At 40.2% G+C, this 24,785-nt stretch carries 21 protein-coding genes; 15 read left to right on the top strand and 6 right to left on the bottom strand.

Features of this window, described 5'->3' with window-relative positions:
* Nucleotides 1-17: 17 nt before the first annotated feature.
* Both SK642_RS05780 and rsmG read right to left on the bottom strand, forming a co-directional pair.
* Nucleotides 18-1,301: a uracil-xanthine permease family protein gene (locus tag SK642_RS05780; RefSeq protein WP_033684238.1), complete on the bottom strand. Its 1,284-nt coding sequence runs from the start codon at nucleotides 1,299-1,301 to the stop codon at nucleotides 18-20.
* A 204-nt stretch (nucleotides 1,302-1,505) separates the two neighbouring features.
* Entirely contained in the window at nucleotides 1,506-2,219 is a 714-nt protein-coding gene (gene rsmG, locus SK642_RS05775) for a 16S rRNA (guanine(527)-N(7))-methyltransferase RsmG (RefSeq protein ID WP_033683800.1), read from the bottom strand.
* Nucleotides 2,220-2,312: 93 nt separating this feature from the next.
* On the opposite strand from rsmG, the gene SK642_RS05770 reads away from it, so the two are divergent.
* Together SK642_RS05770 and htpX are read left to right on the top strand one after the other, a co-directional pair.
* Nucleotides 2,313-2,873 carry a LemA family protein gene (locus SK642_RS05770; RefSeq protein WP_033683799.1) on the top strand — a complete coding sequence of 187 codons (561 nt, stop codon included), beginning with the start codon at nucleotides 2,313-2,315 and terminating at the stop codon, nucleotides 2,871-2,873.
* Nucleotide 2,874: 1 nt separating this feature from the next.
* Nucleotides 2,875-3,774, top strand: a complete 900-nt coding sequence (htpX, locus tag SK642_RS05765) for a zinc metalloprotease HtpX (RefSeq protein WP_033683798.1) — start codon at nucleotides 2,875-2,877, stop codon at nucleotides 3,772-3,774.
* A gap of 44 nt (nucleotides 3,775-3,818) precedes the next feature.
* Here the strand turns inward: htpX and SK642_RS05760 are convergent, their stop codons facing one another.
* Nucleotides 3,819-5,378, bottom strand: coding sequence for an ATP-binding cassette domain-containing protein (locus tag SK642_RS05760; RefSeq protein WP_033683797.1), 1,560 nt, complete (start codon nucleotides 5,376-5,378; stop codon nucleotides 3,819-3,821).
* 449 nt (nucleotides 5,379-5,827) lie between these two features.
* Between SK642_RS05760 and SK642_RS05755 the strand changes: the two genes are divergently transcribed.
* The 6 genes from SK642_RS05755 to carB all read left to right on the top strand — a co-directional run bounded on the left by SK642_RS05755 (nucleotide 5,828) and on the right by carB (nucleotide 13,424).
* A complete protein-coding gene (locus SK642_RS05755; RefSeq protein WP_033683796.1) occupies nucleotides 5,828-6,370 on the top strand; it encodes a YceD family protein in 543 nt (180 codons plus the stop codon).
* On the top strand, nucleotides 6,370-6,999 hold the full coding sequence (gene nth / locus SK642_RS05750) for an endonuclease III (protein ID WP_033683795.1): 630 nt from the start codon (nucleotides 6,370-6,372) through the stop codon (nucleotides 6,997-6,999). Before SK642_RS05755 ends, nth begins: the two co-directional genes overlap by 1 nt.
* 209 nt (nucleotides 7,000-7,208) lie before the next feature.
* Complete coding sequence (gene pyrR / locus SK642_RS05745) at nucleotides 7,209-7,730, top strand: bifunctional pyr operon transcriptional regulator/uracil phosphoribosyltransferase PyrR (protein WP_033681983.1); 522 nt, start codon at nucleotides 7,209-7,211, stop codon at nucleotides 7,728-7,730.
* Nucleotides 7,731-7,747: 17 nt separating this feature from the next.
* Nucleotides 7,748-8,671 (top strand): aspartate carbamoyltransferase catalytic subunit, encoded by a 924-nt coding sequence (locus SK642_RS05740; protein ID WP_033683794.1) that lies wholly within the window; start codon nucleotides 7,748-7,750, stop codon nucleotides 8,669-8,671.
* A 49-nt stretch (nucleotides 8,672-8,720) separates the two neighbouring features.
* Nucleotides 8,721-9,800: a carbamoyl phosphate synthase small subunit gene (locus tag SK642_RS05735; protein ID WP_000166853.1), complete on the top strand. Its 1,080-nt coding sequence runs from the start codon at nucleotides 8,721-8,723 to the stop codon at nucleotides 9,798-9,800.
* A 447-nt stretch (nucleotides 9,801-10,247) separates the two neighbouring features.
* Nucleotides 10,248-13,424 (top strand): carbamoyl-phosphate synthase large subunit, encoded by a 3,177-nt coding sequence (gene carB, locus SK642_RS05730; RefSeq protein WP_033683793.1) that lies wholly within the window; start codon nucleotides 10,248-10,250, stop codon nucleotides 13,422-13,424.
* A gap of 307 nt (nucleotides 13,425-13,731) precedes the next feature.
* Here the strand turns inward: carB and SK642_RS05725 are convergent, their stop codons facing one another.
* Genes SK642_RS05725 through tacF form a run of 3 tightly spaced genes read right to left on the bottom strand, consistent with a single transcriptional unit; the run spans nucleotide 13,732 to nucleotide 16,843 of the window.
* Nucleotides 13,732-14,541 carry a LicD family protein gene (locus SK642_RS05725; RefSeq protein ID WP_033683792.1) on the bottom strand — a complete coding sequence of 270 codons (810 nt, stop codon included), beginning with the start codon at nucleotides 14,539-14,541 and terminating at the stop codon, nucleotides 13,732-13,734.
* 1 nt (nucleotide 14,542) lies between these two features.
* Nucleotides 14,543-15,346: a LicD family protein gene (locus SK642_RS05720; protein ID WP_033683791.1), complete on the bottom strand. Its 804-nt coding sequence runs from the start codon at nucleotides 15,344-15,346 to the stop codon at nucleotides 14,543-14,545.
* A gap of 9 nt (nucleotides 15,347-15,355) precedes the next feature.
* On the bottom strand, nucleotides 15,356-16,843 hold the full coding sequence (tacF, locus tag SK642_RS05715; RefSeq protein ID WP_033683790.1) for a type IV teichoic acid flippase TacF: 1,488 nt from the start codon (nucleotides 16,841-16,843) through the stop codon (nucleotides 15,356-15,358).
* 439 nt (nucleotides 16,844-17,282) lie between these two features.
* Between tacF and SK642_RS05710 the strand changes: the two genes are divergently transcribed.
* From SK642_RS05710 to topA, 7 genes are all read left to right on the top strand, one after another.
* Entirely contained in the window at nucleotides 17,283-17,990 is a 708-nt protein-coding gene (locus SK642_RS05710) for a 2-C-methyl-D-erythritol 4-phosphate cytidylyltransferase (RefSeq protein ID WP_033683789.1), read from the top strand.
* Between the two features lie 4 nt (nucleotides 17,991-17,994).
* A complete protein-coding gene (locus SK642_RS05705; protein WP_033683788.1) occupies nucleotides 17,995-19,017 on the top strand; it encodes a ribitol-5-phosphate dehydrogenase in 1,023 nt (340 codons plus the stop codon).
* 16 nt (nucleotides 19,018-19,033) lie between these two features.
* On the top strand, nucleotides 19,034-19,903 hold the full coding sequence (gene licA, locus SK642_RS05700; protein WP_033683787.1) for a choline kinase LicA: 870 nt from the start codon (nucleotides 19,034-19,036) through the stop codon (nucleotides 19,901-19,903).
* The gene (locus tag SK642_RS05695; RefSeq protein WP_033683786.1) at nucleotides 19,893-20,771 is read left to right on the top strand and encodes a DMT family transporter; all 879 of its coding nucleotides are present in this window, start codon (nucleotides 19,893-19,895) and stop codon (nucleotides 20,769-20,771) included. The genes licA and SK642_RS05695 overlap by 11 nt, the downstream gene beginning before the upstream one ends.
* Nucleotides 20,772-20,782: 11 nt before the next feature.
* Complete coding sequence (locus SK642_RS05690; protein WP_000643977.1) at nucleotides 20,783-21,472, top strand: sugar phosphate nucleotidyltransferase; 690 nt, start codon at nucleotides 20,783-20,785, stop codon at nucleotides 21,470-21,472.
* Nucleotides 21,473-21,559: 87 nt separating this feature from the next.
* Nucleotides 21,560-22,408 carry a DNA-processing protein DprA gene (gene dprA, locus SK642_RS05685; RefSeq protein WP_033683785.1) on the top strand — a complete coding sequence of 283 codons (849 nt, stop codon included), beginning with the start codon at nucleotides 21,560-21,562 and terminating at the stop codon, nucleotides 22,406-22,408.
* Between the two features lie 222 nt (nucleotides 22,409-22,630).
* Nucleotides 22,631-24,718 carry a type I DNA topoisomerase gene (gene topA / locus SK642_RS05680; protein WP_033683782.1) on the top strand — a complete coding sequence of 696 codons (2,088 nt, stop codon included), beginning with the start codon at nucleotides 22,631-22,633 and terminating at the stop codon, nucleotides 24,716-24,718.
* Nucleotides 24,719-24,785 lie beyond the last annotated feature (67 nt).

Genomic DNA, 24,785 nt, shown 5'->3' with positions numbered 1-24,785 from the left:
GAGATTTTCGAAGAGTATTAGTCTTTATTTTCGTATGGCAAGATTAAGTTCAAGATGATTCCTGTCATGGCTGATAGGGCAGTTCCTGAAAGGGTAACTGGACCAAGTTTAAGGATAGCTCCTCCAAGTCCAAGGACCAACATAGCACTTGCGATGATTAGGTTACGCATTTGAGCGAAATCAACACGTTCTTTAATCAAGACCTTCAAACCGTTGCTGGCGATAACTCCATAGAGAAGGATTGACATACCACCAAGTACAGCGTTTGGAATAGTTGAAATCAAGGCAGTGAATTTACCAAGGAAGCTAAGGGCAATCGCGATGAAGGCAGCGTTACGGATAACTGAGACAGAAGCGATACGAGTCATACCGATAACCCCTGTGTTTTCTCCATAAGTTGTATTGGCTGGTCCACCAAGGAAGGCAGAAACAGAAGTTGCGATACCGTCACCAAGAAGAGTACGGTGAAGACCTGGTTCTTTCAAGAATTGACGGCCACAGATTTGACCCAAAACAGTATGGTCTCCGATATGTTCAGAAATCGTTACGATAGCGATTGGCAAGATAGCGATGGTTTCTGGACCAAAGTAAAGATTGTATTCTTCAAAGGCACCACCTGTGCTAAATGGAAAGTAGAAACCAGGAATTTCAAACCAGTCAGTTTTTAGAACTGGTGTAAAGTCAACTAGCCCAAGAGCTAGAGCGAAGAGGTAACCACCGATAATGGCAAAGAGGAATGGAATGATTCGCAGGAAGCCTTTTCCTTTTGTATTGATAAAGGCAGCAATCAAGAAAGTAACAACCGCTACAAGAGCATTTTTCCAATTTCCGTCCGCTACAAGACCAGCGTTAGTAACAGCTGAACCTGCAAGTCCAAGACCGATAACGATGATCATAGGACCGATGATGATTGGTGGCAAGAGTTTATCAATCCATTTTGTACCTGCAAAACGAACACCAGCAGCAACAAGGACATAGATAAAACCTGTAAGGATAACTCCTGTTTGTGCAGCTGATACATCCCCTCCTAGTTCCTTCATAGCTAGGGACATAGCTGTGATAAAGGCGAATGATGATCCTAGATAAACTGGAACTCTAAAACCAGTTGCGATCATGTAGATGAGTGTTCCAACACCTGAAGCAAAAAGGGCAACAGATACAGGCATTCCCAAAATCAAGGGTACCAAGATGGTCGCACCAAACATGGCGAAAACATGTTGGAAGCTAAGGAGAATTCCTTTTCCAGTTGAAGGACGTTGGTCAACGTCTAGTAACAAATCAACAGTTGATTCTTGTTTCATATAAACCTCACTTTTGGGCATCAAAAAAGAGCCCATTATTTTACAGCAATAGGCCCTCAGAGTAAGACTTCTCTAAAATCTAGACTTTAAAGAGTTTTAAATATTTCTGCGTCTTCGTCACCTCACGGGATGACATTAAAAACCTTTGCTTGTGATAGTATAGCAAAAATTACAAACTTTGTAAATATTTTTTTACTAAAAAGATTAAAGCGGACGTTTGTTGGGCATGCCAGCCTTACGTGGATATTTATTTGGTGTTTCTTTTTTCTTTTCTACAACTGTCATGTAACGCGGATCTCCATTCGGTAGGGCGTAACTGAGATTGTCTTCGACCTTACTGAAAAGGAGGTTGAGGGCATTCTTAGCTTCTAATAATTCCTCAGGCGCATTGCTAGCCTTGAGTGCCAATAGTTTTCCGCCAACTTTAAGGTAAGGAATTGTCAATTCAGATAGGACCTGCATACGGGCAACCGCACGAGCTGTTACAAAATCATATTGAGCACGGAAGTTTTTGTCTTGGGCAAAGTCTTCTGCACGTCCATGGTAGAAATGAACACCGTCCAAATCCAGTTCTTGAGCCAACAGTTGGAGAAAGTTGATGCGCTTGTTAAGTGAATCAATGATAGTTACATCTAACTGAGGATAGAGGATTTTCATTGGTAGACTAGGAAATCCTGCCCCAGCTCCAATATCAAGAAGTTTGATATTTTCATTGGGAATCAAGCCTTGAAGAATGGGTGCAATCGAATCGTAAAAATGTTTGAGATAAACTTCTTCCTTGTCCGTAATAGCTGTCAAATTAATCTTCTCATTCCACTCGACCAAGAGTTCAAAATAACGTTCAAATTGTTCTTTTTGCTGGTCCGAAAGTGGAAGATTCTGCTCGGCAAGCAAGTTGTAAAATGTTTCTGGTTTCATAGTGTTTTCCTTCTTTAGTATCATCTTATTTTACCACAATCATTAAAAATTTGATATACTGGTACTAATCTAAAAGTAGAAAGGACTTATATCATGACTTGGATTATTCTTGGAGTTATCGCTCTTGTTGTTATTTTTGTGATTGTTAGCTATAACGGTTTGGTTAAGAATCGTATGCAAACAAAGGAGGCTTGGAGCCAAATTGATGTTCAGTTGAAACGTCGAAATGATCTCTTGCCAAACTTGATTGAGACTGTAAAAGGTTATGCCAAATATGAAGGTTCTACCCTTGAAAAGGTGGCAGAACTACGTAACCAAGTGGCTGCAGCGACTTCACCAGCAGAAGCTATGAAAGCTAGTGATGCCCTCACTCGTCAGGTTTCAGGTATTTTTGCAGTTGCAGAAAGCTATCCAGATTTGAAAGCTAGTGCAAACTTCGTTAAATTGCAAGAAGAGTTGACAAACACAGAAAATAAAATTTCTTACTCTCGTCAACTCTACAACAGTGTTGTCAGCAACTACAATGTAAAATTAGAAACTTTCCCAAGCAATATTATCGCTGGAATGTTTGGATTTAAAGCAGCAGATTTCCTTCAAACACCAGAAGAGGAAAAGGCAGTTCCTAAGGTTGATTTTAACGGTTTAGGTGACTAAGATGTTGTTTGATCAAATTGCAAGCAATAAACGAAAAACCTGGATTTTGTTGCTGGTATTTTTCCTACTCTTAGCTCTGGTTGGCTATGCAGTTGGTTACCTCTTTATGCGGTCTGGGCTTGGTGGTTTGGTTATCGCACTGATTATCGGCTTTATTTATGCCTTGTCCATGATTTTTCAATCGACTGAGATTGTCATGTCCATGAATGGGGCGCGTGAGGTTGACGAACAAACGGCACCAGACCTCTACCATGTAGTGGAAGATATGGCTATGGTGGCTCAGATTCCTATGCCCCGTGTTTTCATCATTGATGATCCAGCCTTAAATGCCTTTGCGACAGGTTCTAATCCTCAAAATGCGGCGGTTGCTGCGACTTCAGGTCTTCTAGCTATCATGAATCGTGAGGAGCTAGAAGCTGTTATGGGACATGAAGTCAGTCACATCCGTAATTACGATATCCGTATTTCGACTATTGCTGTTGCCCTTGCCAGTGCCATTACCCTGCTTTCTAGTATGGCTGGTCGTATGATGTGGTGGGGTGGAGCAGGTCGCAGACGAAGTGACGACGATCGAGATGGAAATGGTTTAGAAATCATTATGCTCGTGGTTTCCCTACTAGCTATTGTGCTGGCACCTCTCGCTGCAACCTTGGTGCAACTAGCTATTTCTCGTCAGAGGGAATTCCTAGCTGATGCTTCTAGTGTCGAGTTGACTCGCAATCCTCAAGGAATGATTAATGCTCTACGTAAACTGGACAATAGCGAGCCCATGCATCACCATGTCGATGATGCCAGCAGTGCACTTTATATCAATGATCCCAAGAAAGGTGGAGGATTTCAAAAACTCTTTTATACCCACCCACCTATCTCAGAACGGATCGAACGTTTAAAACAGATGTAAAAAGAATCCAGAGGTCGTCTCTGGATTCTTGCTATGTTCAAGATTTATATATCTTGTAGATCAACGACCTCTAAACCGTGTTCTGTCAAGCGATAGATAGTCGAACAGACCTCTTTTAAGAAACGCCTGTCATGCGAAACAGTGACGAGACCGCCTGGATAAGTGGTAAAGAGTTTTCTGATTTCAGGTTGAGAAGTTGGAGAAAAGTTTCGTGTGGGTTCATCCAGAAGGAGAAAGTTTGGTTTGCGCAGCACTAAATCCAAAAGCAGGAGTTTACCCTGTTGCCCGCCATATAAGGAGCGAATTTGATGCTGCATTTCTGGATAACTGAAATTGAGACTAGCTAGGTGAGATTGGATTTTCTGCAGTTCTTGTTTTTGTCCAGTTTGGCTGAGAAATTCTACTGGGGATAAATCCAATTGCAGTTTCTTGTGGTAGTCTTGTGGCATAAAACCAAGAGAAATTTCTCTTTTGGCACTTAGTAGTTGTTGCAATTTGGCTAACAGAGTTGATTTTCCAACACCATTTGGGCCGATGATACCGATTTTTTCTTGGCCACGGACAGTTAGTTGTAACTCCTGAGATAAAACGCGCTCGCCAATGGACAAATTTTCCTTTTCCAGTTGGATTAAGACTTTAGAAGCCGGTAATGGTTGGATGTCTGAAAAGAAAAGTTGGATTTGTTCCTCTTCAAGTGGCTTTTGGGTCATGGACTGAGCTGCCCTTTCGTAGCGTTTTTCTTGTGAGAGGACGGTTTTCATCTTTTTAGCCAATAGGCGACCGGCAGTACTGTCTTTGGTAGCTCGAAGGGCAGTTTCTACATTTTGCTTGACTCGGCGATGTTTTTCCATGGTTTTGTCATAGGCTCTCTGGTCGTTAGCAGCTTGCTGGCTTTGTCTGGCAAAATGAGCCTTTCTCTGGTCGCTATAGCTATCATAATCTAAATGCTCTACTAGCGTTTCTGCTTCTTTACGATGCTTGACAAGTCGCAAGTGAACAATAGTATCTGCCGTATGAGAAAGAAAGTCTTCATCATGGGAAATGAAAATAACAGTTTGCCTGGTCTTTTGAATCTGATTTTTTAGCCAATCAACTGTCTCAAGGTCTAGGTCATTTGAAGGTTCATCTAAAAATAGAATCTCAAAGGGTTTGGATAACTCATGGATGAGCTGAATTTTCAAAGCTTCGCCCCCTGATAGACTGCCAATTTCTTGTTCGCTAGCAAAACGATCACTATCAAAATGCAACTCCTCCGCCAAACGATAAAGAATACTGTAGTCTAAATCAGTAGAATCCAAAAAGAAGTAGTCGTGTAAACTTCTCTTTTTCAGGTCCTCTGGGAGTTTTTGAGGAATGTAGGCTATTGATTGATAATCAGATTGAATGTCTCCCTTGATAGTGAAATCAGACAAAGCTTCCCCCATTAAAATTTTAAGCAAGGTTGATTTGCCATTTCCTTCTTCGCCAATAATAGCGACCTTCTCTCCGTCTTGGATAGTCATGCTTAAGTCGGATACAAGATCCCGTAAATCTTTGTTTTGAGTGATAGTTAGATGATTGATGTTTATCATATGATTGCCCTTTCTAGAATGTCGATTGTGCATAACAAAAAACTCTACTTTACCTAGTAGAGCCAAAGTCTATGTCAAAAAAACTCTATTAAAATGCCAGAAAAAGAGCATAAAAGAGCACACAAAAAGAGACAAAAACAAGATCTACTAAATAAAGTTTCTTTATTTGATAGACTTAGTTGTTCATGTCTCCCTTACCTCCGAGTATTAGTACTTCTATCCTATACCTTTCAGGATATTTTGTCAACAGAAAACTGACAATTCTAAGCTCTAAAATCCGTGTGGTAAGCATTAGTAATGAGTTCTTTGTCTTTCATGTGAGCATCCTCTTTGCTATCATGTATTCTTACCTATAGTATAGCACTAAAAAATATATCATAGTAAGTATGTTAAAAAATTCGAATTTTAATTACAAAGTTTGGTGGGCTGATTTGTAGGCTTTTCATGGTATAATCAAGAGAGTAAATCTTTATGGAGGAAGTATGAAATTAAATATTCAAGAGATTCGCAAGCAGTCTGAAGGCTTGCATTTTGAACAAACTTTAGATCTAGTTGCAGACCTGCGTGCACGCAATCAAGAAATTTTAGATGTGAAAGATATTCTTGCAGTTGGGAAAGTACAATACGAAGACCGTATGTATTTCTTAGATTACCAGTTGTCTTACACCATTGTCCTTGCTTCAAGTCGCAGTATGGAGCCAGTTGAGTTAGCTGAATCTTATCCAGTCACAGAAGTTTTCATGGAAGGTGCAACCAACCAGTTGGATCAAGAAGTTCTAGATGATGATTTGGTCTTGCCTATCGAAAATGGAGAACTTGATCTTGCTGAGAGCGTATCAGACAATATCCTGCTCAATATCCCTATCAAGGTCTTGACAGCTGAAGAAGAGGCGGGTCAAGGATTTGTTTCAGGAAATGACTGGCAAATCATGACAGAGGAAGAATACCAAGCTCAACAAGCAGTTAAGAAAGAAGAAAACAGTCCTTTTGCTGGTTTACAAGGACTATTTGATGGAGACGAATAATGGTCTTGTCAAAAAAACGAGCACGAAAGGTGCTAGAAGAAATCATTGCCCTCTTCCCAGATGCCAAGCCTAGTCTTGATTTTACCAATCATTTTGAACTCTTAGTCGCAGTCATGCTTTCAGCGCAAACAACAGATGCAGCGGTAAATAAGGCCACGCCAGGTCTTTTTGCTACCTTTCCAACGCCACAAGCCATGTCTGTAGCGACAGAGAGTGAGATTGCTTCACACATTTCTCGCCTAGGACTGTATCGGAATAAAGCTAAATTCCTTAAAAAATGTGCTCAACAGTTACTAGATGATTTTGATGGTCAAGTTCCTCAGACACGTGAGGAATTAGAGAGTCTAGCAGGTGTTGGTCGCAAGACAGCTAATGTTGTCATGAGTGTAGGCTTTGGGATCCCAGCTTTTGCAGTGGATACTCATGTGGAGCGTATTTGCAAACACCACGATATCGTCAAAAAATCAGCGACACCGCTTGAGGTGGAAAAGCGGGTCATGGATATCTTGCCACCTGAGCAGTGGTTAGCAGCTCATCAGGCTATGATTTATTTTGGAAGAGCCATTTGCCATCCTAAAAATCCAGAGTGTGATCAGTACCCACAGTTATATGATTTTAGCAATTTATAAGATGGGGATCAAAAGTTTTTGCTTGATTTTAGTCTTGCTTTGTGCTATAGTAATTGATAACTAAATATTCCTTTAAACCTGTCCCGTGAGGCAGGCAAGGAGCACGATAAAGTAGAAGGGTGAAGTCTATACTGTTTGCAGTAGGGCTCGCTTAGCTATACATTTCAAGTCTCCTTGTTTAAGGAGACTTTTCTTTTTGGAGGTTTGTCATGAAGACAAAAGAAGTTGTAGACGAATTGACCGTCAAACGAGCGATTACGCGTATTACTTATGAGATTATCGAACGTAACAAAGATTTGAACAAAATCGTCTTGGCTGGTATTAAAACTCGTGGTGTCTTTATCGCCCACCGTATCCAAGAACGTTTGGAGCAACTAGAAAATCTTTCAGTTCCAGTTGTGGAATTGGACACCAAACCTTTCCGTGATGACGTTAAAAGCGGAGAAGATACTTCTTTGATTTCTGTTGATGTGACAGGCCGTGAGGTTATCTTGGTGGATGATGTGCTCTATACAGGTCGTACCATCCGTGCTGCTATTGATAATATTGTAGGTCATGGTCGTCCTGCGCGCGTGAGTTTAGCAGTTTTAGTCGATCGTGGACATAGAGAATTGCCAATCCGTCCAGATTACGTTGGAAAAAATATCCCAACCAGTCGTTCTGAAGAAATCATCGTAGAGATGGCAGAACTTGATGGCCAAGACAGAGTTCTGATTACTGAAGAAGCTTAGAAAGCTAAGGAGTAGCCATGTCAGAAAATCAACAAGCACTGAACCATGTAGTGTCCATGGAAGACCTCACTGTTGATCAAGTGATGAAATTGATCAAGCGAGGAATTGAGTTTAAAAACGGAGCCCAGCTTCCCTATGAAAACCACCCGATTGTTTCCAATCTTTTCTTTGAGGATTCCACACGGACGCATAAGTCCTTTGAAGTAGCAGAGATTAAACTGGGGCTGGAACGACTTGACTTTGATGTAAAGACCAGCTCGGTAAATAAGGGTGAGACACTTTATGATACTATCTTGACTCTGTCTGCCTTAGGAGTGGATGTCTGTGTGATTCGTCACCCAGAGGTCGACTACTACAGAGAGTTAATTGCGAGTCCGACGATTACGACTTCCATCATCAATGGTGGAGATGGGTCAGGACAACACCCTAGCCAGAGCTTGCTTGATTTGATGACCATTTATGAGGAATTTGGTCACTTTGAGGGGCTCAAGGTTGCTATTGCAGGTGACTTGGACCACTCACGCGTTGCCAAATCTAATATGCAGATTTTGAAACGCTTGGGAGCTGAACTTTACTTTGCTGGACCTGAGGAATGGAGAAGTCAAGAGTTTGCAGACTATGGACAGTTTGTAACCATTGATGAAATCATTGATCAGGTGGATGTCATGATGTTTCTCCGTGTGCAACATGAACGCCATGATAGTGGAGCTGTCTTTTCAAAAGAAGACTACCATGTCCAACATGGCTTGACTCAAGAACGTTATGACCGTTTGAAAGAAACAGCAATCCTCATGCACCCAGCTCCAGTCAATCGTGATGTGGAAATCGCAGATCACTTGGTTGAAGCACCAAAATCACGGATTGTCCAACAAATGACCAATGGTGTCTTTGTTCGAATGGCAATCTTAGAATCCGTATTGGCGAGTAGAAACGCCAACTAAAACACAAGACGTTAAAAGACGCCAGTGAGCGTCCACGAGAGGTGAAAATATGACAAAAAGACTTCTAGTATTAGAAGATGGCACAGTTTTTGAAGGCAAGGCCTTCGGAGCAGATATTGATGTAACAGGCGAAATCGTCTTTAATACAGGGATGACTGGTTATCAAGAATCCATTACAGACCAGTCTTATAATGGACAAATCTTGACCTTTACTTATCCTTTGGTAGGAAATTATGGAATTAACCGTGATGATTACGAATCCATTATTCCAACTTGTAAGGGAGTCGTTGTTTTTGAAGAAGCGCGTAGAGCAAGCAACTGGCGCAACCAAATGACGCTAGATGAATTTTTGAAAGCCAAGAAAATTCCTGGTATTTCAGGGATTGATACGCGTGCACTTACCAAGATTATCCGTAAGCATGGTACCATGCGTGCAACCTTGACCCATGTTGGGGACAGTATGGACCATGTGACAGACCAGCTCCAAGCAACAGTCTTACCGACAGATAATATCAAGCAGGTTTCTACAAAAACGTCTTATCCAGCTCCAGGAGTTGGTTTAAGCGTAGTGCTAGTGGACTTTGGTCTCAAGCACTCAATTCTACGTGAACTTTCTAAACGCAACTGTAATGTGACGGTTGTTCCTTATTCGACAACGGCTGAAGAAATTCTCCATCTCAATCCTGACGGAGTTATGTTGTCAAATGGTCCAGGTAACCCAGAAGACGTTCCACAAGCACTGGATATGATTCGCGGTGTGCAAGGAAAAATTCCAATCTTTGGTATTTGTATGGGTCATCAACTCTTTGCCATGGCAAATGGTGCTAAGACCTATAAGATGAAATTTGGACACCGTGGATTTAACCATGCGGTACGTGAGATTGCTACAGGCCGTGTAGACTTTACAAGTCAAAACCATGGTTATGCAGTTAGCCGTGAGGATTTACCAGAGCACTTGATCATTACCCACGAAGAAATCAATGACAAGTCAGTTGAAGGTGTGCGTCACAGATACCAACCTGCTTTTTCTGTTCAATACCATCCAGATGCAGCTCCTGGTCCACACGACGCAAGCTACCTCTTTGATGAATTTATCGAGATGATGGAAGCTTTTAAACAATCAAACTAAGAACGAGTAAAAGCTCGTCGGAGAATTTATGTAACTGAACACGGACGGAAAGTTCGGAATTTAGAGAAATCAACTTGGATTGTCAATCCTTCCTTGGTTTCCTAAAATTCAATCGCTTTCTATTCGTCCTTTGTATCTTATTTAATGTCGCTCTGTGAGGCGACGAATAGAAAGGCAGGTCGTTTCTTTTAGTCGCTATCAGGCGAACTAAAAACTCCCTGCACTAGATTTTTTACCGAAAAGTATCGTTTCGCTAAAAAATCGTCGGAGAATTTATTTAATGTCGCTCTGTGAGGCGACGAATAGAAAGGAGAAGATACATTGTTCGCGGAAGTGAACATGCCCTAAGAACTGTGTGAAAAAGATAAACATCGTCTTGACGCTAAAGGCGTCTGCACCGAGTTTCCTATTTTCACTGTGTTCTTTACGGGCTTTGTATCATAAACTATGCCTAAACGTACTGATATTCAAAAAATTATGGTGATTGGTTCTGGTCCGATTATTATTGGTCAGGCTGCTGAGTTTGACTACGCTGGGACCCAGGCTTGTTTGTCGTTGAAAGAAGAAGGGTATGAGGTTGTTTTGGTTAACTCAAACCCTGCAACTATCATGACGGACAAGGAAATTGCTGATAAGGTTTATATTGAACCGATTACACTTGAGTTTGTGACTCGTATTCTTCGTAAGGAACGTCCAGATGCCTTACTACCAACTCTGGGTGGTCAAACAGGGCTCAATATGGCCATGGAATTGTCTAAAAACGGTATCTTAGATGAATTGGGAGTAGAACTTCTTGGGACTAAATTGTCTGCCATTGACCAAGCGGAGGATCGTGACCTCTTTAAACAATTGATGGAAGAATTGGAACAACCCATTCCAGAATCTGAAATTGTTAACACAGTAGAAGAAGCAGTTGCCTTTGCAGCGACAATTGGATACCCAGTCATCGTCCGTCCAGCCTTTACTCTTGGTGGTACTGGTGGTGGTATGTGTGCCAACGAGGAAGAATTGCGTGAAATCGCTGAAAATGGTTTGAAATTGTCACCTGTTACCCAATGTTTGATTGAGCGTTCAATCGCAGGCTTCAAGGAAATCGAATACGAAGTTATGCGTGACTCAGCTGACAATGCCCTTGTCGTATGTAACATGGAGAACTTTGACCCAGTAGGGATTCACACAGGAGATTCCATTGTATTTGCCCCTGCACAAACTATGTCAGACTATGAAAACCAAATGCTTCGTGATGCAAGCTTGAGCATTATTCGTGCCCTTAAGATTGAAGGGGGATGTAACGTTCAGCTAGCCCTTGATCCCCACAGCTTCAAGTACTATGTCATTGAAGTAAACCCTCGTGTGTCGCGTTCTTCAGCCCTGGCATCTAAGGCGACAGGGTATCCAATTGCCAAATTGGCTGCTAAGATTGCCGTCGGTTTGACCTTGGATGAGGTTATTAACCCAGTTACAGGTTCAACCTATGCCATGTTTGAACCAGCCCTTGACTACGTCGTTGCGAAAATTCCACGTTTCCCATTTGATAAATTTGAAAAAGGTGAACGTCGTCTTGGTACTCAGATGAAGGCGACTGGAGAAGTCATGGCGATCGGTCGTAATATCGAGGAGTCACTTCTTAAAGCTTGTCGCTCCCTTGAAATTGGGGTTCACCACAATGAAATGCCAGAACTTGCAGCAGTTTCTGATGATACCTTGATTGAAAAAGTTGTGAAGGCCCAAGATGATCGTCTCTTCTATGTGTCAGAAGCTATTCGCCGTGGTTACACTCCAGAAGAAATTGCTGAGCTTACAAAAATCGATATCTTTTATCTCGATAAACTCCTACATATCTTTGAAATTGAGCAGGAGTTGGGTGCCCATCCACAAGATCTAGAAGTTTTGAAAACAGCCAAACTCAATGGTTTCTCAGACCGTAAGATTGCGGAATTATGGAAAACGACAGCATACCAAGTTCGCCAACTTCGTTTGGAAAACAAGATTGTTCCAGTCTACAAGATGGTTGATACCTGTGCGGCAGAGTTCGACTCTGAAACACCATACTTCTATTCAACCTATGGCTGGGAAAATGAATCTATTAAGTCTGATAAGGAATCCGTCCTAGTTCTAGGTTCAGGTCCAATCCGTATCGGTCAAGGGGTTGAATTTGACTACGCAACTGTTCACTCGGTTAAGGCTATCCAGGCTGCTGGTTACGAAGCCATCATCATGAACTCAAACCCAGAGACCGTTTCAACAGACTTCTCTGTGTCTGACAAGCTCTACTTTGAACCATTGACATTTGAAGACGTTATGAATGTTATCGATTTGGAGCAACCAAAAGGGGTTATCGTTCAGTTTGGTGGTCAAACAGCCATCAACCTTGCGGAGCCATTGGCAAAAGCAGGTGTGACCATCCTTGGTACACAGGTTGCTGACCTAGACCGTGCCGAAGACCGTGACCTCTTTGAGCAAGCCCTAAAAGAATTGGATATTCCACAGCCACCAGGACAAACAGCGACCAATGAAGAAGAAGCAGTTCTTGCAGCTCGCAAGATTGGCTTCCCAGTTCTTGTCCGCCCATCTTATGTCTTGGGTGGACGTGCCATGGAAATCGTTGAAAATGAAGAAGATCTCCGTTCTTATATGCGTACGGCTGTTAAGGCTAGTCCAGACCACCCAGTTCTTGTCGACTCTTATATCGTTGGGCAAGAGTGCGAAGTTGATGCCATTTCAGACGGTAAAAATGTACTCATTCCTGGTATCATGGAGCATATCGAACGTGCTGGTGTCCACTCAGGTGACTCAATGGCCGTTTATCCACCACAAACTTTGTCGCAAAAGGTGCAAGAAACCATCGCAGACTATACTAAACGCCTAGCAATTGGTCTTAACTGCCTTGGAATGATGAACATCCAGTTTGTTATCAAGGATGAGAAAGTCTACGTTATTGAGGTCAATCCACGTGCCAGCCGTACGGTTCCATTCCTTTCTAAGGTGACCAATATTCCTATGGCTCAAGTAGCGACCAAGCTCATTCTTGGGCAAAGCTTATCAGAACTTGGTTACCAAGATGGACTTTACCCTGAAAGCACTCGCGTTCATATCAAAGCACCTGTCTTCTCCTTTACCAAACTAGCTAAGGTAGACAGCTTGCTTGGTCCTGAAATGAAGTCAACAGGGGAAGTTATGGGTTCTGATACGACTTTGGAAAAAGCTCTCTATAAAGCCTTTGAAGCTTCTTACCTTCACTTGCCAACTTTTGGTAACGTTGTATTTACCATTGCTGATGATGCCAAAGAAGAAGCCTTGGATTTGGCACGTCGTTTCCAAAATATTGGCTATGGAATCCTCGCGACAGAGGGAACAGTAGCCTTCTTTGCTAGTCATGGACTGCAAGCCCAGCCTGTTGGTAAGATAGGTGATGACGATCAAGATATTCCAAGCTTTGTTCGTAAAGGAAGAATTCAAGCTATTATTAATACAGTTGGAACAAAACGTACTGCTGACGAAGATGGTGAGCAAATCCGTCGTTCAGCTATTGAACAGGGGGTGCCCCTCTTTACAGCCCTAGATACAGCCAATGCCATGCTTAAGGTATTAGAAAGTCGTAGTTTTGTCACAGAAGCCATTTAATACTCAATGAAAATCAAAGAGCAAACTAGCCGCAGGTTGCTCAAAGCACTGCTTTGAGGTTGCAGATAGAACTGACGAAGTCAGTAACATACATACGGCAAGACGACATTGACGCGGTTTGAAGAGATTTTCGAAGAGTATAAATAGGAAAATAAGTTATACAAAAGGTCTTAAGATAAGGAAAACGCATAATATCAGGTATTGAAAAGCCTTGATATTATGCGTTTTGTTGTGGGAATATTTACTTCATTTTCTTCTGAAATTGACTTTTCCCCACCTTCTTTGTAGTTTATATGGTCGCTCTCAATCAGTTTTTGCGATAAGCTTTAATACTGTGACTATACCATTCTTGCATTTCTTTTGATGGTGGTGTCATATAATCGCCATACATCTGGGTTAAAAATTGGTCATATTTTTTGGGAACTGGTAACATACGGCCCTCAAACTCAGTTAAGATGAGTTTTTTAAAGGTATCAACTGGGAAGACTTCTTTCATTCCTTCCTTACCAATCCCAATTCCTCCTTCATATTGAGGAGTGTTGGTTGCAGCATTTTTGACTAGCTGATCAATTTTCTTGTAAAAGTAACGGGGATTGACCAATCGGAGGGCATACCAGCTACATAATCTTAGAAAATCTTTTAATTTGCTATCACCGTGAACTGCGCGTGATTTTTTAATATAAGCTAGTTGACGAAGTGCCACATACTTATAACTCTTGTCGACAATGCTCAAATCTGTAAATCGATCAATTGGAAATACGTCAATAAAGAGACTAGTGTCATGACGCTTGTACTTGACATGGTCTTCGATAACAGTAGATGTATCCAAAATAGATGCGAAATTATGGAAGTACCAAGAAGAGGTATCGTAGGAAAGAACCTTATAGCGAGGGTGATTTTCTTTTTCAATAATCTTCAATAAACGTTCATAATCTTCACGATAGAGAGAAATATCAATATCATCATCCCAAGGAATCATACCTTTGTGGCGGATAGCTCCAAGCATGGTTCCATAACTGAGAAAATAAGGAATATTATGTTTTTTACAAGTCTCATCAATATAATCTAGCAGGGCTAGTTGGATTTCTTTAATTTCTTCTTTTTCTAAATATTGCATCCTAATCCTCCAATTTGTAGGCATGAAATTCATGACTGTAGAAGCGTTTTTCTTCAGGTGGCAAGGTCATATAATCCCCGTAAAATTGAGTCAAAATAGTATCAAATTTTTCAGGTGCAGGAAGGTTCAAATTCTCAAAGGGTAAATCAATTGTGTTATCAAAGGTACCACTTGGGAAGACTTCCTTTTCCTTAAATTTAGAAGGGATAAAGGCCATATACTGACCATTCTCACGACTATATTTTTGAATTTCTTTCTCGATTTTATTTGCAAAATAACGAGGGGAAACAGGTCGCAGGAGCAACCAAAAGGCTGTTCGTATCCAATCTTTTAAAATGCTGTCTTTATAGACGATATTTTTGTGTTTGCTGAAAGACAGAAGTTTGAAGCTTTCCAGTTTATAACAAATATCAATAACCTTAGGATCATCAAATCGGTCCATAGGGAAAATGTCAATAAAAACACCAGACTCATAGGTTTTTGTATTTCGAGTATCGATTATTTTAGTCGTACTGTCGGTTATTTTGATAAAGTTGTTAAAGTAGTTCTTATCTGTCTCTAAGGATAAGAGTTTGTATTTGCTTTTTTCCTTTTGAAAAATGTTGATAAATCGTTGATAGTCTTCTCGAGGCATGGATAAATCAATATCGTCGTCCCAAGGGATAAAGCCCTCATGTCGAACTGCCCCAATCAGGGTCCCGTAGTTAATAATATAGTTGATATTGTGCTTTTTACAGAGAGTATCAATATAATCCAAAATTTCTAATTCAATTTGTTTGGCATCTTCAATGGTTAGTTGTTTCATTTTAAACTCCTATGATCTTTTGAATTTATTTTTTAAGGCTAGGACATGGTTTAAAAATTCATAGAAAATGCTATCTTTAGTAAAGATAAGTAGACCAATATAAGAGATGGCTGATAGCAAGACAATCAAACCAGTATTAATCAAAAATGGTAAATTAATGACCATATCCACAGGATACAAGAAATTAATCAGGAAATAAATTGCTACAAAGGAAAGTGAAAAGAGAGAGTATCGAACAGTATAGCTGAAGATATGTCCCAAGTGAATGAGCTGTTTTCTATGGATGAAAATGATATAGAAAACAAGTAGAGAGGCCTCTGATAGCATGGTTGTTAGTAGGTAGTATTCAGGAGCCACGATATGGTTGAAAAAGAGGAGACTATTTAAGCCCAAATTCAGTAATCCAGCGAAGACTGTATAGACTGTGATACGTTTTTCATAGCCATTTGTAAAGAGAATTTGGGAGCCAAGAATGGTATCTAAGGCCAGGATAACCGTCCGAAAAGCGAAGAGAGAGGTCAAGATGCCACCTCCGATATATTTTTCACTACCGTAAAGTAGGATGGCATTTGGTCCTAAAACCATGAGCCCAAAACTTAAAGGAATGATAAAGAAGTTAAAGATTCGACTACCTCTATTGACTAAGGCAACATAGGCTTCCTTATCTCCTTTCCCTAGATAGTAACTGAGACGGGGTACACTCACTCCAATTGCACCAGTTACAACACCAGCTATAACGGTCACAATTCGTTGAGCCATAGTATAGTAACTAACGTTGACATCAATCCCTGTTTTAACGAGGAAGAGACGATCCAAAAAAGTGAAGAGCATATTGGCATTGGCAAAGACCAACATGGCTGTCAGAGGGAGAAAGAGTGGTTTAAAATCACTTAGGTGAATTCTAACAAGTTTGATGTCCCTTTTAATCCAAAAATAACTAATTAGGTAGTTAATCAGTGTCGATAAACTCATCACAAGTGTATAGACAACAATATCGTGTTCATTTTTGACAAAAAGGAAAATAGAGACTAACATCAGGATACGGATGAAGGCAGTCTTGTAAAAGAGAAAACTGTAATTTTCCAGAGCTTCATTGACCCATTCGATTGAAAAAATCTGGGCAATGAGTTGAATCCCCATAACAAGGTAGACTTTTTTGATGATTGGATTATCAGTAAAGAAGAGAGGATAGGCTAGGATATAGACCGCAGTGGTCAAAATTGTACAAGCTATACACAAATAAAAAAGACTAGAGAAGGTTCTATTCAGATCTTTTTTGTTATCCTTGACATTACTGATGGCTCGTAAACCGTAGTTATAGACCCCATAAGTTGCAAAGGGCAAGAAAAATGACAAAATAGTGTCGACTGAGTTGAAGTAACCATAGTCAGTTCGGTCCAAGACACGCGCGACATAGGTTCCAGTTAAGATGGGAAAAATAATATTTAAGACACGAATTCCCATGTAAGATAGAGCATTTAATTTTATACTTTTCATTCAATTTACCTCGTTTTTCATTATATCATAAAGTCAGCTAATAAGAAATGAAGGGCAGTAATACTCTTCGAAAATCTCTTCAAACCACGTCAGCGTTGCCTTACCGTACTCAAGTACAGCTTACGGCTAGCTTTCTAGTTTGCTTTTTGATTTTCATTGAGTATAAGTCAAGTAATCACTTTGAAGCCTCAAATTTTAATTTTAAGTTTTCTTTAAGGAAAGTATATTATTCTGAAGAACTCTAAAATTTCATATCTATTTATTAGTAATGACTACAGAATTCCTAGTTATTACTAGAAATGGACTAGTTTCTTTGAATAATAGAACTGCTTAACCCTCCTATTCTAGAAAGGGAGGTCTAGTATTTCTTTCATGATAGGACTAGATTGTGGTATAATAGAGAGAATAAGTTTTTTTAGTAAGACAAAGGAGAAAAAAGATGATTTATGCAGGAATTCTTGCTGGTGGAACTGGCACACGCATGGGAATCAGTAACTTGCCAAAACAATTTTTAGAGCTAGGTGATCGACCTATTTTGATTCATACAATTGAAAAATTTGTCTTGGAACCAAGCATTGAAAAAATTGTAGTTGGTGTTCATGGAGACTGGGTTTCTCATGCAGAGGATCTTGTAGATAAATATCTGTCTCTTCATAAGGATCGTATCATCATTACAAAAGGTGGTGCTGACCGCAATACGAGTATTGAGAAAATCATTGAAGCCATTGATGCTTATCGTCCGCTTACTCCAGAGGACATCGTTGTTACACACGATTCTGTTCGTCCATTTATTACGCTTCGCATGATTCAGGACAATATCCAACTTGCTCAAAATCATGACGCAGTGGACACAGTGGTAGAAGCGGTTGATACTATCGTTGAAAGTACCAATGGTCAATTCATTACAGATATTCCAAATCGTGCTCACCTTTATCAAGGACAAACACCTCAAACATTCCGTTGCAAGGACTTCATGGACCTTTACGATTCACTCTCAGCTGAGGAGAAGGAAATCTTAACAGATGCATGTAAAATCTTTGTAATCAAAGGAAAAGATGTGGCCTTGGCCAAGGGTGAATATTCAAATCTGAAAATCACAACAGTGACAGATCTGAAGATTGCAAAAAGTATGATTGAGAAAGACTAGTGAAATGATTAATCAAATTTATCAACTAACTAAGCCTAAGTTTATCAATGTCAAATACCAGGAAGAGGCTATTGACCAAGAGAATCATATCCTTATCCGTCCCAACTACATGGCTGTCTGTCATGCGGATCAGCGTTACTACCAAGGGAAACGTGATCCAAAGATTTTGAATAAAAAACTTCCAATGGCAATGATTCACGAGTCATGTGGAACCGTTATTTCTGACCCTACAGGAACCTACGAAGTTGGTCAAAAAGTTGTCATGATTCCCAATCAGCCTCCTATGCAGAGTGATGAAGAATTTTATGAGAACTACATGACAGGGACTCATTTCTTGTCTAGTGGATTTGATGGCTTTATGAGAGAGTTTGTTTCTCTCCCTAAAGACCGTGTGGTGGCTTACGATGCTATCGAAGATACGGTTGCAGCGATTACAGAGTTTGTCAGTGTTGGTATGCATGCCATGAATCGCCTATTGACTCTTGCTCATAGCAAGCGGGATCGAATCGCTGTTATCGGAGATGGAAGTTTAGCATTTGTGGTTGCCAATATTATCAACTATACTTTGCCAGAAGCAGAGATTGTGGTTATTGGTCGTCATTGGGAAAAGTTGGAACTCTTCTCATTTGCCAAAGAATGCTATATCACTGACAATATTCCTGAAGATTTGGCCTTTGACCATGCTTTTGAATGTTGCGGTGGTGATGGTACTGGACCAGCTATTAATGATTTGATTCGCTATATTCGTCCTCAGGGAACGATTCTCATGATGGGAGTTAGCGAATATAAAGTCAACATCAATACACGCGATGCATTAGAAAAAGGTTTGCTCTTGGTTGGTTCCTCTCGTTCTGGTCGTATTGATTTTGAAAATGCCATCCAAATGATGGAAGTCAAGAAATTTGCCAATCGTCTTAAAAATATCCTTTATCTAGAAGAACCTGTAAGAGAAATAAAAGATATTCACCGTGTCTTTGCGACTGACTTAAACACAGCCTTTAAAACCGTGTTTAAGTGGGAAGTATAAGTACTGGAGGTTAATTATGGAGAAAATCATTAAAGAAAAAATTTCTTCCTTACTTAGTCAAGAAGAGGAAGTCCTCAGTGTTGAACAACTGGGGGGAATGACCAATCAAAACTATTTGGCCATAACAACAAATAAGCAGTACATTGTTAAGTTCTTCGGTAAAGGGACTGAAAAACTAATCAATCGTCAAGATGAAAAGTACAATCTTGAACTACTTAAAGATTTAGACTTAGATGTCAAAAATTATCTTTTTGATATTGAAGCTGGTATCAAAGTGAATGAGTATATTGAATCTGCTATCACGCTTGATTCAACGTCAATCAAGACTAAGTTTGATAAAATTGCTCCAATTTTACAAACCATTCATGCTTCTGGCAAGGAATTAAGAGGAGAATTTGCTCCTTTTGAAGAAATCAAAAAATACGAATCCTTGATTGAAGAAAAGATTCCTTATGCTAACTATGAAGCTGTTCGAGAAAAAGTCTTCTCCCTAGAGAAAAGACTGGCTGAATTAGGTGTTGACAGAAAATCTTGCCATATCGATTTGGTGCCTGAAAACTTTATCGAATCACCTCAAGGACGACTTTATCTGATTGATTGGGAATATTCATCCATGAACGATCCAATGTGGGATTTGGCTGCCCTCTTTTTAGAATCTGAATTTACTCGTCAAGAGGAAGAAGTCTTCTTGTCTTACTATGAGAGTGACCAAACACCTGTCTCTCGTGAAAAGATTACCATTTATAAAATTTTACAAGATACTATTTGGAGTCTATGGACAGTCTACAAAGAAGAGCAAGGTGCAGATTTTGGTGATTATGGTGTAAATCGTTATCAAAGAGCTGTTAAAGGTTTGACATATTATGGAGGTTCAGATGAAAAATAAAAATGGAGTTTCTTTTGGTCTACTCTCAGGTGTTTTCTGGGGATTAGGTCTAACAATTAGTGCTTACATCTTTTCGATTTTTACAGATTTGTCACCCTTTGTGGTGGCAGCTGCTCACGATTTCTTGAGTATCTTTATCTTACTAGCTTTTCTGTTGGTAAAAGAAGGAAAAGTTCGTCTCTCAATTTTCTTAAATATTCGCAATGTTAGTGTGATCATCGGAGCCTTGCTAGCTGGTCCTATCGGAATGCAGGCCAATCTTTATGCAGTTAAGTATATTGGAAGTTCCTTAGCTTCATCGGTATCTGCTATTTACCCTGCAGTTTCAGTTTTATTGGCTTTCTTTTTCTTGAAGCATAAGATTTCGAAAAATACTGTGTTTGGGATTGTCTTGATTATTGGAGGAATTATTGCTCAAACTTATAAGGTTGAACAGGTCAATTCCTTCTATATTGGTATTCTCTGTGCTTTGGTTTGTGCTATTGCATGGGGAAGTGAGAGTGTTCTTAGCTCTTTTGCCATGGAAAGTGAACTGAGTGAAATCGAAGCCCTTTTAATCCGTCAAGTGACTTCATTCTTGTCCTATCTTGTGATTGTGCTCTTCTCTCATCAATCATTTGCAGAAGTAGCCAATGGACAATTGCTAGGTCTTATGATTGTCTTTGCAGCCTTTGATATGATTTCCTATTTGGCTTATTATATCGCTATCAATCGCTTGCAACCAGCCAAGGCTACAGGCTTGAACGTGAGCTATGTAGTTTGGACTGTCTTGTTTGCAGCTCTCTTCTTGGGAACAGCACTAGATATGCTGACAATTATCACGTCACTCGTCGTCATTGCTGGAGTTTATATTATTATTAAAGAATAAAGGAGATTCGTGTGAAAGCCATCATTTTAGCAGCGGGATTGGGAACTCGCTTGCGTCCTATGACTGAAAATACCCCTAAAGCCTTGGTTCAAGTTAATCAAAAACCTTTGATTGAATATCAAATTGAGTTTCTCAAAGAAAAAGGGATTAACGAGATTATTATCATTGTTGGTTATCTTAAAGAACAATTTGATTATTTGAAAGAAAAATATGGTGTTCGCCTCGTTTTCAATGATAAATACGCTGACTACAATAACTTTTACTCTCTCTATCTTGTAAAAGAAGAATTGGCCAACAGCTATGTTATTGATGCCGATAACTATCTCTTTAAAAATATGTTCCGCAATGATTTGACACGTTCGACTTATTTTAGTGTCTATCGTGAAGATTGTACCAACGAATGGTTCTTGGTCTATGGAGATGACTATAAGGTTCAAGACATTACTGTTGATAGCAAGGCTGGTCGTATCCTTAGTGGTGTCTCTTTCTGGGATGCTCCAACTGCAGAAAAGATTGTCAGCTTTATCGATAAGGCTTATGCAAGTGGTGAATTTGTTGATCTCTACTGGGATAATATGGTTAAGGATAATATCAAAGAGCTAGATGTCTATGTTGAAGAATTAGAAGGCAACAGCATCTATGAGATCGATAGTGTCCAAGACTACCATAAATTAGAAGAAATTCTTAAAAACGAAAATTAAAGATTCTAACATCTGGCTGAAATAGTCGGATGTTTTTTGATTGTTTTACGAATAAATAGATGAGTAGAAAAAGAAATGGAGTTATTTATGAAAATCACAAACTATGAAATCTATAAGTTAAAAAAATCAGGTTTGACCAATCAACAGATTTTGAAGGTTCTAGAATACGGTGAAAGTGTTGATCAAGAACTTTTGTTGGGTGATATTGCAGATATATCAGGTTGCCGAAATCCAGCTGTTTTTATGGAACGTTATTTTCAGATAGACGATGCGCATTTGGAGAAGGAGTTTCAAAAATTTCCATCTTTCTCTATTTTAGACGACTGTTATCCTTGGGATTTGAGTGAAATATATGACGCGCCTGTACTTTTATTTTACAAGGGAAATCTTGACCTCTTGAAATTCCCGAAGGTAGCAGTCGTAGGAAGTCGTGCTTGTAGCAAACAGGGAGCTAAGTCAGTTGAAAAAGTCATTCAGGGCTTGGAAAATGAACTGGTTATCGTCAGTGGATTAGCCAAGGGCATTGACACAGCAGCTCATATGGCAGCTCTTCAGAATGGCGGAAAAACCATTGCAGTGATTGGTACAGGTCTGGATGTGTTTTATCCTAAAGCCAATAAACGCTTGCAAGACTACATCGGCAATGACCATCTGGTTCTCAGTGAGTACGGACCAGGCGAACAACCTCTGAAATTTCATTTTCCTGCCCGTAATCGCATCATTGCTGGACTTTGCCGTGGTGTAATCGTCGCAGAGGCTAAGATGCGCTCGGGGAGTCTTATTACCTGTGAGCGGGCAATGGAAGAAGGCCGCGATGTTTTTGCTATACCTAGTAGCATTTTAGATGGACTATCAGACGGTTGCCATCATTTGATTCAGGAAGGAGCAAAATTGGTTACCAGTGGGCAGGATGTTCTTGCAGAATTTGAATTTTAATACTCTTCGAAAATCTCTTCAAACCACGTCAGCTTCACCTTGCCGTACTCAAGTACAGCCTGCGGCTAGCTTCCTAGTTTGCTCTTTGATTTTCATTGAGTATAAGAAGAAAGTCCGCTTACTGGACAAACTTTTCTTCTATATATAGGAGCTAAGTCTTGACAGTTATGGCAAAATGGTTTACACTTTATAAAGTTTATTACTTTGAAAAGGTGTGATACTGTGGCTACGGCAACAAAAAAGAAAAAATCAACAGTTAAAAAAAATCTAGTAATCGTGGAGTCGCCTGCTAAGGCGAAAACGATTGAGAAATATCTAGGCAGAAATTACAAGGTTTTAGCCAGTGTCGGGCATATTCGGGATTTGAAGAAATCCAGTATGTCCGTCGAGATTGAAAATAATTATGAACCGCAATACATCAATATCCGAGGAAAAGGTCCTCTCATCAATGACTTGAAAAAGGAAGCTAAAAAAGCTAATAAAGTTTTTCTCGCGAGTGACCCGGACCGTGAAGGAGAAGCGATTTCTTGGCATTTGGCCCATATTCTCAACTTGGATGAAAATGATGCCAACCGTGTGGTTTTCAATGAAATCACCAAGGATGCGGTCAAAAATGCTTTTAAAGAGCCACGCAAGATTGATATGGACTTGGTCGATGCTCAACAGGCTCGTCGTGTCTTGGACCGCTTGGTAGGCTATTCGATTTCGCCTATTTTGTGGAAGAAGGTCAAGAAGGGCTTGTCAGCAGGTCGCGTACAGTCTATTGCCCTTAAGTTAATCATTGACCGTGAGAATGAAATCAATGCTTTTAAGCCTGAAGAATACTGGACAATTGATGCGGTCTTTAAAAAGGGAACCAAGCAATTTCAGGCTTCCTTCTATGGAGTAGATGGTAAAAAGTTAAAACTGACTAGCAATGATGAGGTTAAGGAAGTCTTGTCTCGTCTGACTAGCAAAGATTTTTCAGTCGATCAGGTGGATAAGAAAGAGCGCAAGCGTAATGCTCCATTACCTTATACCACTTCATCTATGCAGATGGATGCGGCCAATAAAATCAATTTCCGTACTCGAAAGACCATGATGGTTGCCCAACAGCTCTATGAAGGGATCAATATTGGTTCTGGTGTTCAAGGTTTGATTACCTATATGCGTACCGATTCGACTCGTATCAGCCCTGTAGCGCAAAATGAGGCAGCAAGCTTCATTACGGACCGTTTTGGTAGCAAGTACTCTAAGCATGGTAGCAAGGTCAAAAATGCTTCTGGAGCTCAGGATGCCCACGAGGCTATTCGTCCGTCTAGTGTCTTTAATACACCTGAAAGCATCGCTAAGTATCTGGACAAGGATCAACTCAAGCTTTATACTCTTATCTGGAATCGTTTTGTAGCGAGCCAGATGACAGCTGCTGTTTTTGATACCATGGCTGTTAAATTGTCTCAAAATGGGGTCCAATTTGCTGCTAATGGTAGTCAGGTTAAGTTTGATGGTTATCTTGCCATTTATAATGATTCTGACAAGAATAAGATGTTACCAGATATGGCTGTTGGAGATGTAGTCAAGCAGGTTAATAGTAAACCAGAGCAACATTTCACTCAACCGCCTGCTCGCTATTCTGAAGCGACCCTGATCAAGACCTTGGAGGAAAATGGGGTTGGACGTCCGTCAACCTACGCACCGACCATTGAAACCATTCAGAAACGTTATTATGTTCGCCTTGCAGCCAAACGTTTTGAACCAACAGAGTTGGGAGAAATTGTTAACAAGCTCATCGTTGAATATTTCCCAGATATCGTAAACGTGACCTTCACAGCTGAAATGGAAGGCAAACTGGATGACGTAGAAGTCGGAAAAGAGCAGTGGCAACGTGTCATTGATGCCTTTTACAAACCTTTCTCTAAAGAAGTGGCCAAGGCTGAAGAAGAAATGGAAAAAATCCAAATCAAGGATGAACCAGCTGGATTTGATTGTGAAGTGTGTGGTAGTCCAATGGTCATTAAACTTGGTCGTTTTGGTAAGTTCTACGCTTGTAGCAATTTCCCAGATTGCCGCCATACCCAAGCAATCGTGAAAGAGATTGGTGTTGAGTGTCCAAGTTGTCATCAGGGACAAATCATTGAGCGTAAAACCAAACGCAATCGTCTTTTCTATGGTTGCAATCGCTATCCAGAATGTGAATTTACCTCTTGGGACAAGCCTGTTGGTCGTGACTGTCCAAAATGTGGCAACTTCCTCATGGAGAAAAAGGTCCGTGGTGGTGGCAAGCAGGTTATTTGTAGTAAAGGCGACTACGAAGAAGAAAAGATTAAATAAGAGGAGAGTCCTGAAAGTGAATTTCAGGCTCTTTTGGGTTGGAGCTTGACAAAATTCATCATTGTAT

Source organism: Streptococcus mitis (genome assembly GCF_000722705.1).
Lineage (GTDB): Bacteria > Bacillota > Bacilli > Lactobacillales > Streptococcaceae > Streptococcus > Streptococcus mitis_P.
Note: the sequence above shows the minus strand (reverse complement) of the source record. Positions and strands in the feature narration are given on the sequence as shown.